Source organism: Rhodococcoides navarretei (assembly GCF_038069675.1).
GTDB lineage: Bacteria > Actinomycetota > Actinomycetes > Mycobacteriales > Mycobacteriaceae > Rhodococcoides > Rhodococcoides navarretei.
Window position 1 is genome coordinate 3,581,303 of the sequence record NZ_JBBPCN010000001.1, and the last position, 15,897, is coordinate 3,597,199.

Consider the following 15,897-nt stretch of genomic DNA (forward strand, 5'->3'; position numbering starts at 1 on the left):
ACCGCTCAGCCATCGACGAGGGCGGCAGTCAACCGACGACGCAACGTCGTATCGATACCCAAGTGCGTCAGATATCCGTCGAACGATCCGTGGTTCGACTCCATCGAAGCCCATCCGTGCTCCAGGTAGGACTCGCGGACGCCCAGTATCGCCTCGGTGGGTTGGGTCTTTTCGTCGGTCGCTCCCACCCACGTTCTGCGGACGTGTGAGAGCAGGGGCTCGATCCCGTCGTTGCTGCGTAGGTAGTCCGCGACGATGTCGTTCTCGCTGACACCTGCCGCCCGAAGTACCGTCGCAACGGTCCACCCCGCCCGGTCCTTGCCTGCCGCGCAATGCACCAGGACGCCACCGCGACGCTCGACGACCGCGTCGATCACCCGCTTGATCGCGTGTGATGCACCGTCGAGGGCCGAGAAGGACGCGTACGCCCGCATCATGTACTCCACTTGGCTTTGCTCGTCCTGCAAGGGAGCTTCGTGTGGGGCGCGCACGCCTCGAACGATTTCGAAGGGAACCGAGATCGACTCCACGCCCGCGGGAACTCGGTCTGCGCCACTTCGATCGATCTCCGAACCGCTACGAAAATCCAGGACCGTGCGGATCCCGAGATCGCCGACAGTCCGCTGACCGCTCTCGGTCAGCGCGCTCAATTCGGATGCGCGATAGAACAATCCGGGCCGAATCGTTGCCCCGTCCGCGGTACGTGCCCCGCCGAGATCGCGGAAGTTCCAGGCCCCGTCCAGGGCGAACTGATCGTGTGCGCGAGCGTCAGGCATGGGGTCGACCCTATCGAAGGTGGCGCTACGAGGCCGGTACCAGCCACCGACGTAGCCGCGCGGTGACGAACGGCATCACCACGTAGACCATCAACGGCGTACACATCATCACCACGAGGGCAGTGCGCAGTGCCACGTTCAGGTTCGTCAGATGCGGAGTGAGAACGATGTTGACGAGCAGACTGACGGCGTAGAACGCGACACCGATCGAGACCGCCTGCTTCCACCGCGGCGGCGGCCCGCCGATCACTCGAACCGCGTCGGTGAGGTTGGACTGCGGCTCGAACCATCCCTCGACACCGGAAAGTCGATGTGTCTCGAGGTCGTCGGCGATGGGACGACCGGTACCGAGCCAGCTGCGTCGGGCGTCCGAGCGCAACCAGACGTCGAGGTTGTCGTGTGTCTCGAATCGATACACCACGTGGTAGTCGCTGGAACCACCGGAGCTGCGCAGCCAACCGCCACCGAGAAATCCGGGAAAGGTTCCAACCAGTGCCATTCCGCGATCGGTCCAGTCCACGAAATCTGCCTCGTATCCCTCGCGAACGCGCCGTGCGACCGAGGTCGTGACGTGATCGAGCGTGTCCGTCGTGGTCATGCGGTACCCCTTCTGCACGTGTTCGTCGCGGCTTACCTGTTCTACACAGAATGCGGCCCAGTGGACCAGCTTTCAAATCGTGGGCAGAAATGTAGATGTATGGCCATGAGATGCACCCGATGTGGCATTCTGTCCACACAGACCTCTCGTGAACCACCTGGAGTGGACGGATGGCACAACACCGACCCGAGTACCGACTCGACGACGTGGACCGACGCATCGTCACCGAGCTCAGCCGTGACGGCCGAATGTCCATGCGCGCCCTGGCCGAGGCCACCCATATCTCGCGGGCACACGCCTACGTGCGCGTCGATCGCCTTCTCGACGAAGGGGTGATCGAGGGATTCACCGCACGCATCGCCTACGAGAAGGCGGGGTTCGGCGCGTCGGCCTATGTGGCACTGTCCATTCGCCAGGATTCCTGGCGCGCCGTCGCCGACGATCTGAGCACCTTCCCGTTCGTCGAACACGTCAGCCTCATGGGCGGCGATTTCGACGCACTCGTTCTGGTGCGCGCTCCGGACACGTCGGCGCTTCGCCATCTCGTTCTCGACAAACTGCAGGGACTCGACGGGATACTCTCGACGCGAACCTGGCTGATCTTCGACGAGGCGATCGGCCCCGGCGCGCAGTGGACCGCAGAGACAACGAACGAGAGAAATCCATGACTACGTCCGAGCGAGAACAGAACTCCACCGACGTCGTCGTGATCGGGGGCGGAATCGGTGGCGTCTCGCTCGGCTACGAACTCGCGAGCGACCGACGCGTCACACTGCTCGAGCGCGAATCCACTCTGGCCTTCCACACCACCGGGCGCTCGGCTGCCCTGTTCCTGGAAACCTACGGCAACAACGCGATTCGCGCTCTGACGACGGCCAGCCGAGCCTTCCTGGTCGACCCGCCGGACTACGTCCGATCCGAACTGCTCGCCCCGCGTCCGCTGTTGCAGTTCGCGGCCACCGGCCGAGGCGACGCTCTCGAGGCGATGTACGCAGACGTCAGCCGCCTGACACCCGACGCGCAACTGGTCTCCCCCGCCGACGCACGCACCCTCTTTCCGCCGCTGCGCCCGGAATTGATCGATTGTGCACTGTACGAACCTCACTCGATGGAAGTCGACGTCCACGCACTGCATCAAGGCTTCGTGCGGGGTCTACGCGATCGAGGTGGGCGAGTCCGCACCGGGGCAGGCGTGACGCGGATCGCACGCGTCGACGGACTGTGGCACGTGCACACCACGGACGGTGCGGTCCATACCGCCCCCCTCGTCGTCGACGCAGCAGGCGCATGGGCAGACGTGGTCGGCGCACTGGCGGGTGCCGATCCGATCGGACTCGTCCCGATGCGTCGGTCGGTCTTCATGGTCGCCGCGCCCGAGGATCTCGACACCGCGAAGCTTGCGACACTGAGCGACATCGACGAGAAGTTCTACATCAAACCCGAAGGCGCACAACTTTTGTGCTCGCCTGCGGACGAGACGCCCACCGAGCCGAGCGATGCCCGCCCCGACGAGTTGGAGATAGCGCGTGCGTTCGACGACATCGCCGAGGCGACCACATTGACGGCGCGACATGTTCGGTCGTCCTGGGCAGGCCTACGCAGTTTCGTTCCCGATCGCACTCCGGTCGTGGGATTCGATCCGGCAGTCGAGGGATTCTTCTGGTGCGCCGGGCAGGGCGGATACGGGATCCAGACGTGCGCGGCACTGGCGCGGGTGGGCGCGGCAATCGTTCGCGGAGAACCGCTTCCGGCCGATGTCACCGAGCGCGGGCTACGGGCAGACGACTTGGCTCCGCACCGCTTCGGGTAGAGGCGCTCCGCGCCACGTGCACGAAAGTTCGACCCCTGCTACGAAGTTCCACTCACGTGCGGCGCAGCCGCTCTACCGACGACGCGTCGTAGATCGCGCAGCGTGGTTCGGTAGATGTCCACCAGATCGGCGTCCTGCCCGGCGTCGATGCGCTCGGCCCAGTCGTCGAAGGCGATCCGCATCGCCATCCCGGCCCCCTCGATCAGCAACCTTGCGTACGAGCGTGATTCGTGGCCACTGAGCGTGGCGGCCACCGAGTCGGTGACGCGACACAACGTCATGGCGTCGGTGGCGAAGGCCGCGGCCCGCAGGTGGTCGTCGCGCCCGATCAGCCGCCGGGTACGCAGCAGGCGATCTCGCGCCTCGTCCGGTGCAGCGGAAAATCGTTCGACGGATTGCTCGTACAGTGCTTCGATAGCAGCGAGAGTGACGTCCTCGGGTGCCCTCGATGCCAGCCAGGCGTCGATATCGAGCTCGAACTCGGGGGCGAGGCCGAGTACCGATTCTTCCTTGGATGCAAAGCTACGAAAAAAGGTGCTGGGCGATACACCGGCCCGGCGCGCGATCTGGTCGACCGTCGTCGCGGCGCAGCCCTGCGTCTCGAACAGATCGAGCGCGGCGCGGGTGATCTCGAGCTGGGTTTCTCGGCGACGTCGCTCGCGCAGATCCGGTACGTGCTCGCTCATCGTCCTCCAACCATCGACCACATCTCGGTATTCTCGCCGTCAACTTACCAGCAATGTTCAAGTTGACAGTCACTGTCACAATGAGTCAGGCTGTCTCAATACGATTTCTCTTCACACTTCGAGCCCATACGCGAAAGTTCTCGACACATGACCACACCTGAGACCGACCACGCACCCGACGGGCAGCTCGCGCCGGGCAGCAAATTACTGATCGGCATCCTCGTCATCGCGGCGTTCGTGATGATCCTCAACGAGACGATCATGAGCGTGGCGCTGCCCACCTTGATGGTCGACCTGAGCATCACGGCGACCACCGCGCAATGGCTCACCACCGGATTTCTGCTGACGATGGCGGTGGTCATCCCCGTCACCGGATTCCTGTTCCAGCGCTTCACCTTGCGCCAGGTATTCGTGGCGGCGATGACTCTGTTCACCATCGGCACGCTGCTCGCGGCCTCCGCCCCGGGCTTCGAGCTCCTCCTGCTCGGCCGCATCACCCAGGCCAGCGGTACGGCGATCATGCTGCCGCTGCTGATGACCACGGTGCTCACCGTCGTTCCGGCGAACAAGCGCGGCGCAATGATGGGCGTGATCTCGATCGTCATCGCCGTGGCCCCCGCCGTCGGCCCGACCATCTCCGGAATCATCCTGAACTCGCTGGACTGGCGTTGGATGTTCTGGCTCGTGCTCCCCATCGCACTCGTCGCGTTCGCCATCGGTACCACTCTGGTGAAGAACGTGACCCGAACCAGTCGGCCGTCGTTCGATCCGCCGTCGGTAGTGTTGTCCGCGTTGGCTTTCGGCGGGATCGTCTACGGCTTGAGCAGCCTGGGACACTCGGCCGAGGAATCCGTCGTGCCGGTATGGCTGCCACTGGTGGTCGGAGCGATCGCACTCGTGGTGTTTGTGCTGCGTCAGATCGCCCGGCAAGATCAGGGTGGAGCCCTGCTGGACATGCGTCCGTTCCGCACCCCCACCTTCAGCATCGGCCTCGGCATGATCGCGATCTCGATGATGGCACTGTTCGGCGCTCTGATCCTGCTACCGATGTACCTGCAGAACGTCCGCGGTCTCGACACCCTCGACACCGGACTGATGCTGCTCCCCGGCGGACTGCTGATGGGCCTGCTCGCGCCGTTCGTCGGCCGGATCTTCGACCGAATCGGTCCGCGCCCGTTGGTCATTCCAGGTGCGATGGTGGTGAGCGCCGCGTTGTGGTCGATGACCGTCCTGGACGCGCAGTCCGCCCTTCCGCTCGTGATCGGTATCCACATGCTGCTCTCGGCAGGTCTCGCGCTCATCATGACACCGCTCATGACCTCGTCGCTGGGGTCGCTTCCCACCCAGCTGTACTCGCACGGTAGCGCCATCTTCAGCACGGTTCAGCAATTGGCAGGTGCCGCAGGTACCGCACTGTTCGTCACCGTGATGTCGAACACCGCAGCGGCCCGTATCGCCGACGGCGCAACCGCCGTGGGCGGCTCCGAGGCCGGCATCCACACCGCATTCCTCTACGGCGGGGCGGTCTCGCTGGTGGCGGTGGCGGCGTCGTTCTTCATCCGCGCCCCGGCTCACAGCGATCGGGACGAGGTCGCTCCGGCACAGCCGGTGCACTGAGTCACCTCGATTCAGCCATCTCCACAGCGGCAGAAACGATCTCGTCCTCCGAGAGGAGGACGAGATCGGCCGCGCCGCCGAGCGGAACGAACGAGTTCTTGCTCGCCACTCGGCCGACCGTACCCTCGTATCCACCCTCGATCAGGGCAGTCACGACACCTTCGCCCACTCCCCCGTCGTGCCGAGTCTCGTCCGCGATCAACACTCGATCGAAGCCGACCAACCGGCGCAGAAGGTCGTCGATCGGCAAAGGAACGATCCAGCGCAGATCGACGACCGTCACGCCGATCCCCCTCTCGCGCAACCTCGACGCTGCCCGCATGCTCATCACCACCCCGTTGCCGAAGGTGACGATGGCCAGGTCGGGACCGTCCGAACAGGTTGCGACGGCACCGAATTCGGCGTCCGAATCATCCCTGCTCCGCAATGCCCCGTCGCCGTCGTGCAGATCGACTCGGTGGTAGAGCGCAATCGGCTCCAGGAAGACGCACACCCGCCCCTCCTCGACAGCCAGTGCCACACAGGTTCTCAGGAGACCGGCAGCCTCTGCCGCCGAACTCGGAACGGCGACGACGATTCCCGGAATGTCGCGCAGGACGGCCACCGCATTGTCGTTGTGGAAGTGCCCACCGAAGCCGCGTTGATACGCCAGACCGGCGATGCGCACCACCATCCCGTTGGTGAACTGCGCATCGGAGAAGAACCTCAGCGACGCCGCCTCACCGCGTAATTGATCCTCGGCGTTGTGCAGGTACGCCAGATACTGAATCTCCGGTATCGGAACGAAGCCCGCGAGCGCGGCACCCAGTGCGGTGCCGAGCACGGTCTGCTCATCGAGCAACGTGTCGAAAACTCTTGCTGCGCCGAACTTCTTGCGCAAACCCTTCGTGACTCCGTAGACGCCGCCCTTGACCGCCACGTCCTCCCCGAACACGAGGACCTCCGGTCGCGCCGCCATGACGTCGGTGAGCGTCCTGCCGATCATCGCGGCAAGAGTCAGACGCTCCTCGCCATGCGCAGCTCGCAGGCTTCGCTCGGTTGCCGCCACCGCCCCCGGTCGCCGTTCGGTGAGCGGAAACATCACCGCGTCCGCGGTCGCGAGGCGTGTCGACGCTCCGGATCGCAGTGAGTGGACCGTCGCCTCGGCCTCGGACATGACGGTCTCGCGCATCGCCTCGTAGCGGCCCTCGACATCGGCGGCAGTGAGCACTCCGGCAGCGATCAATGCGCGGGCACTGGCCAGCAGAGGATCTCGCGCGTAGTCGCCGACGATGTCTGCGCTCGTTCGATACGCGAGTTCGGCGTCGGAGCCGGCGTGGCCCATCAACCGTACCGTCTCGAGATGCAGAACCACCGGCCTACGCCCCGACCGCACGGCCGCGACGGCCGCATCGACGGTGCGCATCAACGAGACAGGGTCGCTGCCGTCGGCGCGCACGTACTCGATCGAGGCGAACCGGCCGAGCGACTGCTCGATCCATCCCTTGGGCGACCGGGTACTGATGCCGATGCCGTTGTCCTCGCAGACGAACAGAATCGGCATCGGGATCGACTGGTGCGCACAGTACGCAGCCGAGTTCAGCGCACCCACCGTCGTCGAATGGTTGGCCGAGGCATCGCCGAAGCTGCACACCACGACGGCATCCTCGGGCCACGGAGTGCGATGACGCAGCGCCTTCGCGCGACCGAGAGAGAACGCCAGACCGACTGCGCGTGGAACCTGCGAACCGATCGTCGACGTCTGCGGGACGATGCCCAGATCCGGGTGCCCGAACACCTTGTGTCGTCCGCCGGACATGGGATCTCGAGTCGAGGCGACCAGACTCGCCAGCACATCCTGGATCGGTGTCGAACCCGGATACTGTTGTGCGCGTGCAGCATAGAAGCCGCCGGAGCGGTAGTGCAGCAACGCCGGGTCGGACACCTCGGTCGCGGCCCCGACAGCTGCGTTGGCCTCGTGGCCGGACGAACCGATGGTGTAATAGCCGGAGCCCGTGGACTGCAACCAGCGAGCGGCGAAGTCGAGATGCCGACTCGCGAGTTGCGCGTCGAAGTACCGGATCAGTCGCTGCGGTTCGGCGACGACCGACCCACTGAGCCCGGTCGAACGAACCTGCTGCAGGAAGTACTCGTCGATCGCCTCGGCCACGCTCGCACCTGTTTCTCCCTCTAGCCGAGCTGGGACATCAGCTCAGGGCGATCATATCCATGGGAGCACTCAGCAACCGGCCGACGAGCGCAAGGAATTGCGATCCCTGCTGGCCGTCGACGAGCCGATGATCGAACGACAGTGACAGTGTCGTCACGGACCGCAACGCGATCTCGCCCTCGTGTTCCCAGGGCATGCGGCGGATCGAACCGAAGCACAGGATGGCAGCTTCGCCGGGATTGAGGATGGGAGTGCCTGCATCGACACCGAACACTCCGACGTTGGTGATCGTGATGGTGCCGTCGGCCAGGTCGGCAGGACTGCTCTTGCCCTCCTTGGCCGTGCGCGTCAGCTCCGACAGCGCGCGGGCGATATCCACCAGAGAGAGCTCGTGGGCGTCCTTGATGTTCGGCACCATCAGGCCGCGCGGAGTCGCCGCGGCGATACCGAGATTGACGTAGTGCTTGGTGACGATCTCCTGAGCGGCCTCGTCCCAGGAGGAGTTGAGCGACGGATTCGATTTCAGCGCAACGAGAACCGCCTTGGCGACCAGAGCCAGCGGAGTCAGCCGCACGTCGGCGAAGTGAGCCGAGGACCGTAGGGACTCCAGCAGTGTCAGGGTCTCGGTGACGTCCACGGTCACGAACTCGGTGACGTGTGGAGCGGTGAATGCACTGCGCACCATTGCATCCGCCGTGTGCTTGCGCACTCCCTTGATCGGGGTGCGCACTTCGCGGCCGACCCGTGACGGGATCTGCTCCCCTGCAGTGTCGGCTCCGTGCAGATACGACTCGACATCGTCGCGGGTGACGTCGCCGCGGGCCCCGGTGGGCGGCACGTCGGCGAGGTCGACGGCGTTGTCCTTGGCGATCTTTCGCACCGGCGGTGCCGCCAGCGGTTTTCCGTTCTGCGCGGTCGGTGTCGGGGTGACCGCTGCAGTTCCACGGCCGCCGCGTCGACTGGAGCCTTCCTTCGCCACCCCGTAGCCGACCAGAACCGGTACGCGTTCGTCCTCGTCCACGGCCGCAACCACCTCGTCCACCTGGGACGCGGCGGGCTCCGACTCCACACCGTCCTCGTTGTCGGCACCGACCCTGATATCTATGATCGGCACCCCGACTTCGACGGTATCGCCCTCCGAGACATGCAGCGCAGCAACGACACCGGCGAACGGTGACGGAAGTTCGACGGCTGCCTTGGCCGTTTCGACCTCGGCGATGTTCTGATTCAGCTCGATGGTGTCGCCGACCGCGACGAGCCAGGTCAGCAGGTCGGCCTCGGTGAGGCCCTCCCCGAGGTCGGGTAGTGGAAAGCTCTTGATCGTGGGCATCGTCGAATCCTGTTCGGTCGAAATCGGCGGTCGGTGAGCGCGAGGTCAGTGCGAGCGGCAGCGGTCGACTGCGTCGAGAATGCGGTCGACGTCGGGCAGGTAGAACTTCTCCAGTTTCGACGCCGGGTACGGGGTTGCGAAACCACCGACGCGCATCACCGGTGCCTCGAGGTTGTAGAAGCACCGTTCGGATACTCGCGCTGCGATCTCCGAGCCGAGGCCCATGAACACCGGAGCCTCGTGGGTGACGACCAGCCGCCCGGTCTTGCGCACCGAGGCCTCGATGGTCTCGAAGTCGATCGGCGAGAGTGAGCGAAGATCGACGACCTCGATCGACAGTCCCTCGTGGGCAGCCACTTCGGCGGCCTTGCGCGCGGTGGCGACGAGTGGTCCGTAGGCGATGAGGGTGATGTCGGTGCCCTCGGTGACCACCCGCGCTCGGTGCAGTGGGTACGACGCGTCGGCGTCGAGGTCGATCGCGCTCTTCTCCCAGTACCGTCGCTTCGGCTCGAAGAACAGCACCGGATCATCGCTGGCGATGGCCTGCTGGATCATCGAATAGCCGTCGGCAGCGTTGCTGCACGTGACGACGCGAAGACCTGCGGTCTGCGCGAAATACCCTTCGGGGGATTCGGAGTGGTGCTCGACGGCACCGATTCCGCCACCGTAGGGCACTCTGATCGTCATCGGGATCTTCACGTTTCCACTGGTGCGGTAGTGCAGTTTGGCCACCTGCGAAACGATCTGGTCGAACGCCGGATAGATGAAACCGTCGAACTGGATCTCGCACACCGGCCGGAATCCCCGCATCGCCAGACCGACGGCGGTACCGATGATGCCCGATTCCGCCAACGGCATGTCGAGCACACGACCGGGTCCGAAGTCCTTCTGCAGGCCGTCGGTGATGCGGAAGACGCCGCCGAGCTTGCCGATGTCCTCGCCCATCAGCAGAACTTTCGGATCGTTCTCCATCGCTCGCCGCAGACCTGCGTTGATGGCCTTGCCCAACGGAAGACTGGTGGGCCGTTCCAGGGTGGTCATGACATGGCTCCTTCGAATCCGGCTTGGTACGAGGCGAATCGAGCGCGCTCGTCGTCCAGGAGAGGGTGGGGATCTGCGTAGACGTTGTCGAAGACCGACATCGCGGCCGGTTCGACGGTCTCGAGGCAACCGCGGCGAAGCTCGGCTGCCACGTCGTCGGCCGTCTGCTTCACCGAGGCGGCGAACGCGTCGTCGAACACGCCGATTCGCCTGAGCAGCTTCTCGATTCGGTCGATCGGATCCTTGGCGCGCCACTCGTCGTCGGTGGCACCCGAGCGGTATCGCGTCGGATCGTCCGAGGTCGTGTGCGGGCCCATGCGGTAGGTGACGGCCTCGATGAGCGTCGGGCCGCTGCCTTCACGCGCCCGCGCCAGGGCTGCCCGGGTCACGGCCAGAACCGCGAGAACGTCGTTGCCGTCGACGCGGACCGACGGGATTCCGTATCCCTCGCCGCGGGCGGCGATCGTCGCCTTCGTCTGCACCGTCACCGGTTCGGAGATGGCCCACTGGTTGTTCTGGCAGAAGAACACCACCGGCGCGTGAAAACTCGCGGCGAAACCGAGTGCCTCGGAAATGTCACCCTGGCTGGTTGCGCCGTCGCCGAAGTAGGTGATGGCTGCGCCCTCGGCACCCTCGAGCTGCATGCCGATCGCGTACCCGGTCGCGTGCAGACCCTGCGATCCCACGATGATCGCCGGTGTCGTCATGCGGTACTCGTACGGGTCCCAGCCCGACAGCGTCGATCCGCGCCAGAACCGCAGCATCTGGGTGGGGTCTACTCCGCGGCAGTACGCGACACCGTGCTCGCGGTAGCTGGCGAACACGAAGTCCTCGGTGTCGAGCGCACGAGCGGATCCGACCTGTGCCGCTTCCTGTCCGAGCAACGGCGCCCACAAGCCCAGTTCGCCCTGTCGCTGCAGTGCGGTGGCCTCGGAATCGATACGCCGGACGACAACGAGATCGCGGTACATCTCCATCATCGCGGCCGTGTCGATATCGGCGACAAGGGGCGAGTAGGTCTCGTTGCGCACCACTGTTCCCGATTCTTTGATCAGCTGAACCAGCGAGTTGGTGTTCATGGTCGTGGCACTCTCCGTCCTGATGTGATGTCCTTCACAAGAACACCACCGACATCCAGACTGCACAAGTGATGACTTCAGAACTGCGCAGCGTGCACAATATTGGGTAACGACCGAGCTACAGGAAGTGCGCAATGACCGATCTGGACAAGACCGACGCTCGACTTCTGCTCGCCCTCTGCGCGAGGCCGCGAGCCACCGGCGTCGAACTCGCCACCACATTGGGACTGTCTCGAAACACCGTCCAGGCGCGCCTCGGTCGATGGGACGACAAGGGGTCGCTCACTCCGATCGATCACCGCATCCCACCGAAGTCGCTGGGACGCCCGCTGCAGGCATTCGTCACCGCACAGGTCAACCAACACACGCTGGCCGCGGTGACCGAGCACCTGCGCACCATCCCGGAAGTGCTCGAGGTGTTCGGGCTGTCCGGAGCCGCAGACATGCACATCCGCATCGCGGCCGTCGACGCCGACGACCTGTATCGCATCGCGGGTCTCATTCTCGATATCCCCGGAGTCGAGCGCACCAACATGTCCATCGCGATGTCGGAGCTGATCCAGTACCGCACCAAGCCGTTGCTCGAACAGCTCGCCGAGGAGGGCCGACGCTGAGCAGCCAGACCAGCTCTGCGGAGTCGATCAACGCACGACCGTGCAACATGCACGTTCTCGGCAACGGCGGTTGACCAGCGTGCACGCTCACGGCACTCTTCGACGGACATGTTCCCGGATACCATCCATTTCCGGGTACCGCCGCCTCATCACCGAAAGAGACCGCCTGTGTCCGTCGTTGCCGACCGCCCCGCCGCCGTACCCACCTCGATCGATACCTTGCCGGCAGGGGTCTTCGATCGTTCCGACATGCCGCACGACTCTGCACACGAGCGCGTCGTGTTCTGCCAGGATCGTGACACCGGTCTGCGTGCGATCATCGCAGTCCACTCCACGACGCTCGGTCCTGCCCTCGGCGGAACTCGGTTCTACCCCTACGCATCCGAGCAGGATGCGCTGACCGATGTTCTACGGCTCTCCCGCGGAATGACGTACAAGGCAGCCGTTGCCGGAGTCGACCTCGGCGGCGGTAAAGCGGTGATCATCGGCAACCCCAACGCCATCAAGACCCCGACACTGTTGAGCGCCTACGGCCGGTTCGTCGAATCGCTCGGCGGGACCTACGTCACGGCAGGCGATGTGGGGACCAACAGCGACGATCTCGACATCATCGGTGAGGAGACGGCGCACGTCGTCGGCAAGAACACCACCGCGGGCGGCACCGGCGACAGCGGCCCGCAGACTGCACTCGGAGTCTCTCTCTCGCTTCGGGCTGCAGCCGAATCGGTATGGGGCTCGGACGATCTGACCGGCAAGCGTGTCGGCGTCGAGGGCGCAGGCAAGGTGGGGTACAACCTCGTCGCGCTGCTTCGTGAGGCCGGTGCCGAGGTGATCGTCAGCGACTCCTACGTACCCGCACTCGATCGCATCGCCCTTGACTTCCCCGGGGTCACCATCGGATCCGACATCATCGGTGCCGACATCGACGTCTACGCGCCGTGCGCCATGGGTGCCACGCTCGACGCCTCGTCGGTGGCTCGATTGTCGGCGTCCATCGTGTGCGGTGCGGCGAACAATCAGTTGCTCACACCCGATGTCGAAGCGATGCTGGCTGCGCGCGGAATCGTCTGGATACCGGACTACGTCGCCAACGCCGGCGGCCTGATTCAGGTGGAAGGCGAACTGCGCGGCAAGGATTCGGCCGAGGTGATGGCCACGATCTGGAAGATCCGCGACACCGTAACCGGCATCTTCGCCATCGCGCGTGCGGAGGGCATTCTGCTGGGAGCCGCCGCCGATCGTCTGGCCGAAGACCGGATCACGGCCGCCCAGGGCTGAGAACGCACAGGCACGTATCGCTCCACTTCCGGCCGTCGATCGGGAATTCCCGCGCTGACGGTCGAGGAGTGGAGCGACACGTGCAGGACTACCGAAGCGCGATGTACTTCGTCTCGAGGTATTCCTCGATGCCTTCGGACCCGCCCTCGCGGCCGAAGCCCGATTCCTTGATGCCACCGAACGGAGCAGCCGCGTCCGAGATGGCACCTCGATTGACCCCGACCATGCCGGTGTCCAGTGCTGCCGATACCCGCAGGGCACGGTCGAGGTTCTCGGTGTAGAAGTAGGCCACCAATCCGTACCGGGTGTCGTTGGCTGCGGCCACTGCCTCGTCCTCGGTGTCGAATCCGATGATCGCTGCCACCGGGCCGAAAATCTCGTCCTGCAACAGATTCGCATCGGCCGGGATGCGGTCGAGAACCGTCGGCGTGTAGAAGAATCCGGGACCATCGGGCGTCGTACCTCCGGTGCGTACCCGTGCCCCCTTCGCCACGGCGTCGTCCACCAGTGCCGTCACCGTGCGGCGCTGCTTGTCGTTGATGAGCGGCCCGATGTCGGTGCCCTCTCGGTCACCTGCACCGACCGTCAGGGCCTCGATCCGCGCCGTCAATTTCGTGGTGAATTCCTCCCGCACCGAGTTCGCGACGTACAGACGGTTGGCCGCCGTGCATGCTTCTCCGCCGTTGCGCATCTTGGCGAGCATCGCCCCGTCGACGGCCGCATCGATGTCCGCGTCGTCGAACACGATGAACGGAGCATTGCCGCCGAGCTCCATCGACGTCCGCAGTAGACGGTCGGCTGCATTGCGCACCAACAGCTTTCCCACGCCGGTCGATCCGGTGAACGTGACCTTCCTCAGTCTCGGGTCGTCCATCAACGGTCCGGTGACCGCCGCCGCGTCGGAGGCCGGAAGGATCGAGAGCACCCCACTGGGCAACCCCGCGTCGGCGAACACCTGCCCGAGAAGGAGCATCGTGAGCGGAGTGTCCTCGGCCGGCTTGACGATGACGGTGCATCCGGCCGCCAGAGCGGGCCCGATCTTGCGCGTGCCCATGGCCAACGGAAAGTTCCACGGGGTGATGGCCAGCACCGGGCCGACGGGCATCTTGGTCACCAGGATTCGGCCGTTGCCTGCCGGCGCGGGGGTGTACCGGCCGCCGATCCGAACGGCTTCTTCGCTGAACCAGCGTAGGAATTCGCCGCCGTAGTTCACTTCACCGCGGCTCTCTGCCAACGACTTCCCCATTTCGAGGGTCATCAACAAAGCGAAATCGGCGGCGCGCGCCTGCAGCAGGTCGAAGGCACGCCGCAGAATCTCTGCCCGCTCGCGAGCCGGAGTTGCCGCCCACGCTCCCTGTGCCGCAGCGGCCAGATCGAGCGCGGAGATGCCGTCGGCCGCGGTGGCGTCGGCGACGGTGGTGAGTTCTTCGCCGGTCGCCGGGTTCAGTACGGAGAATCGGCCACCCGACGCCGACGGGGTCTGCTCACCGCCGAGCCACAGATCGGTGGGCAGCGAGGAGATCAGATCGTGGGCCGACATGTCAGTTCCCCTGTGCCACAGTGCGAAGCGCGCCTTCGAGGACGGTGAGCGCGTCGTCCAGCAGCTCGTCGGAGATCACCAGGGGCGGCAGCAGGCGGATGACGTTGCCGTAGGTACCGCATGTCAGCACGATCACCCCGGCCTCGAGTGCCGCAGCCGCAACGGCTTTGGTGGCCTCGGGATTGGGCTCACGTCCACCGGGCACCACGAGCTCGATCGCGAGCATGGCTCCGCGGCCACGCACGTCGCCGATGATGCCGAGCTCGGACGCCAACGCGTTCAGTCGCTCGGACACGGTGCGTTCGATGTCGCGCGCACGGGCATTGAGGTCGAGCGTCTCCATCTGCTCGATGGATGCGATGGCCGCGGCGCAGGCCACCGGGTTGCCGCCGTAGGTGCCGCCGAGTCCACCGGGGTGCACGGCGTCGATCAGATCGGCACGGCCGGTGACGGCGGCCAGCGGCATACCACCTGCGATGCCCTTGGCCATGGTGATCAGGTCCGGCACGACGCCTTCGTGCTCGCTCGCGAACCAAGCTCCGGTGCGGGTGAATCCGGACTGCACCTCGTCGGCGATGAACACGACGTCGTTCTCCCGCGCCCAGTTCGCCAGTGCAGGCAGAAATCCTTCGGCAGGCACGACGAAGCCGCCCTCACCCTGAATAGGCTCGATCAGGATGGCCGCGAGATTGCCTGCGCCGACCTGCTTTTCGATGACGGAGATCGCCCTCGCCGCAGCCTGGGCCCCGGTGACCGCAGAACCGTCGGCGTTCAGACCTTCGCGGAACGGATACGACATAGGAGCGCGGTAGATCTCGGGAGCGAACGGCCCGAATCCACTCTTGTACGGCATCGACTTCGAGGTCAGTGCCATCGTCAGGTTGGTGCGACCGTGGTACGCGTGGTCGAACACGACGACAGCGGAGCGTCCGGTGGCGTGCCGCGCGATCTTGACCGCGTTCTCGACGGCTTCGGCACCGCTGTTGAACAGGACGCTGCGCTTGTCGTGATCGCCGGGCGTCAGCTCGGCCAGCTTCTCGGCGACCTCGATGTAACCCTCGTACGGTGCGATCATGAAGCACGTGTGGGTGAAGTGCGCGACCTGATCCTGCACGGCGGCAACGACTGCCGGGTTGGATGCACCGACTGTCGTCACGGCGATTCCGGCCCCGAGGTCGATCAGCGAGTTCCCGTCGACGTCGACCACAACGCCACCGTCGGCATCGGCCACGTACACCGGCAGCGTCGACGCCACCCCTGCACCCACGACGGCCTTGCGGCGCTGTGCCAGCGCCGCCGATTTCGGCCCTGGGAAGGCGGTGACGATCCTGCGTTCCTGCGGAAGTCGGTACTCGATCGAGGCCATGGTCGCACCTTTC

At 65.3% G+C, this 15,897-nt stretch carries 14 protein-coding genes; 5 read left to right on the forward strand and 9 right to left on the reverse strand.

Annotated elements, in window-relative coordinates; all coding sequences use genetic code 11:
- Window positions 1–5: 5 nt before the first annotated feature.
- Both AABD04_RS16715 and AABD04_RS16720 read right to left on the reverse strand, forming a co-directional pair.
- Complete coding sequence (locus AABD04_RS16715) at window positions 6–776, reverse strand: tyrosine-protein phosphatase (RefSeq protein ID WP_341441852.1); 771 nt, start codon at window positions 774–776, stop codon at window positions 6–8.
- 25 nt (window positions 777–801) lie between these two features.
- On the reverse strand, window positions 802–1,374 hold the full coding sequence (locus AABD04_RS16720) for an antibiotic biosynthesis monooxygenase (RefSeq protein ID WP_341441853.1): 573 nt from the start codon (window positions 1,372–1,374) through the stop codon (window positions 802–804).
- Between the two features lie 170 nt (window positions 1,375–1,544).
- Here AABD04_RS16720 and AABD04_RS16725 point away from each other — a divergent pair, with 170 nt between their 5' ends.
- Complete coding sequence (locus tag AABD04_RS16725; protein ID WP_243597240.1) at window positions 1,545–2,042, forward strand: Lrp/AsnC family transcriptional regulator; 498 nt, start codon at window positions 1,545–1,547, stop codon at window positions 2,040–2,042.
- Window positions 2,039–3,184, forward strand: coding sequence for an NAD(P)/FAD-dependent oxidoreductase (locus AABD04_RS16730; protein WP_341441855.1), 1,146 nt, complete (start codon window positions 2,039–2,041; stop codon window positions 3,182–3,184). Before AABD04_RS16725 ends, AABD04_RS16730 begins: the two co-directional genes overlap by 4 nt.
- 38 nt (window positions 3,185–3,222) lie before the next feature.
- Here the strand turns inward: AABD04_RS16730 and AABD04_RS16735 are convergent, their stop codons facing one another.
- The gene (locus AABD04_RS16735) at window positions 3,223–3,870 is read right to left on the reverse strand and encodes a TetR/AcrR family transcriptional regulator (protein ID WP_243608282.1); all 648 of its coding nucleotides are present in this window, start codon (window positions 3,868–3,870) and stop codon (window positions 3,223–3,225) included.
- A gap of 147 nt (window positions 3,871–4,017) precedes the next feature.
- Here AABD04_RS16735 and AABD04_RS16740 point away from each other — a divergent pair, with 147 nt between their 5' ends.
- A complete protein-coding gene (locus AABD04_RS16740) occupies window positions 4,018–5,487 on the forward strand; it encodes an MDR family MFS transporter (protein ID WP_341441857.1) in 1,470 nt (489 codons plus the stop codon).
- Between the two features lies 1 nt (window position 5,488).
- Here the strand turns inward: AABD04_RS16740 and AABD04_RS16745 are convergent, their stop codons facing one another.
- From AABD04_RS16745 to pdhA, 4 genes are read right to left on the reverse strand one after another with little or no spacing between them, the layout of a single operon-like run.
- On the reverse strand, window positions 5,489–7,636 hold the full coding sequence (locus tag AABD04_RS16745; protein ID WP_341441858.1) for a thiamine pyrophosphate-dependent enzyme: 2,148 nt from the start codon (window positions 7,634–7,636) through the stop codon (window positions 5,489–5,491).
- Window positions 7,637–7,673: 37 nt separating this feature from the next.
- A complete protein-coding gene (locus AABD04_RS16750; protein WP_341441859.1) occupies window positions 7,674–8,966 on the reverse strand; it encodes a dihydrolipoamide acetyltransferase family protein in 1,293 nt (430 codons plus the stop codon).
- A gap of 45 nt (window positions 8,967–9,011) precedes the next feature.
- Window positions 9,012–10,007 (reverse strand): alpha-ketoacid dehydrogenase subunit beta, encoded by a 996-nt coding sequence (locus tag AABD04_RS16755; RefSeq protein ID WP_341441860.1) that lies wholly within the window; start codon window positions 10,005–10,007, stop codon window positions 9,012–9,014.
- Complete coding sequence (pdhA, locus tag AABD04_RS16760) at window positions 10,004–11,086, reverse strand: pyruvate dehydrogenase (acetyl-transferring) E1 component subunit alpha (protein WP_243597233.1); 1,083 nt, start codon at window positions 11,084–11,086, stop codon at window positions 10,004–10,006. The genes AABD04_RS16755 and pdhA overlap by 4 nt, the downstream gene beginning before the upstream one ends.
- 134 nt (window positions 11,087–11,220) lie before the next feature.
- Here pdhA and AABD04_RS16765 point away from each other — a divergent pair, with 134 nt between their 5' ends.
- The gene (locus tag AABD04_RS16765) at window positions 11,221–11,700 is read left to right on the forward strand and encodes an Lrp/AsnC family transcriptional regulator (protein WP_243597232.1); all 480 of its coding nucleotides are present in this window, start codon (window positions 11,221–11,223) and stop codon (window positions 11,698–11,700) included.
- A 168-nt stretch (window positions 11,701–11,868) separates the two neighbouring features.
- Window positions 11,869–12,978 (forward strand): Glu/Leu/Phe/Val family dehydrogenase, encoded by a 1,110-nt coding sequence (locus AABD04_RS16770; protein ID WP_341441861.1) that lies wholly within the window; start codon window positions 11,869–11,871, stop codon window positions 12,976–12,978.
- A gap of 88 nt (window positions 12,979–13,066) precedes the next feature.
- On the opposite strand, the gene AABD04_RS16775 is transcribed toward AABD04_RS16770, so the two are convergent.
- A complete protein-coding gene (locus AABD04_RS16775) occupies window positions 13,067–14,518 on the reverse strand; it encodes an NAD-dependent succinate-semialdehyde dehydrogenase (protein ID WP_341441862.1) in 1,452 nt (483 codons plus the stop codon).
- Between the two features lies 1 nt (window position 14,519).
- Window positions 14,520–15,884, reverse strand: a complete 1,365-nt coding sequence (gabT, locus tag AABD04_RS16780) for a 4-aminobutyrate--2-oxoglutarate transaminase (protein WP_243608289.1) — start codon at window positions 15,882–15,884, stop codon at window positions 14,520–14,522.
- Window positions 15,885–15,897 lie beyond the last annotated feature (13 nt).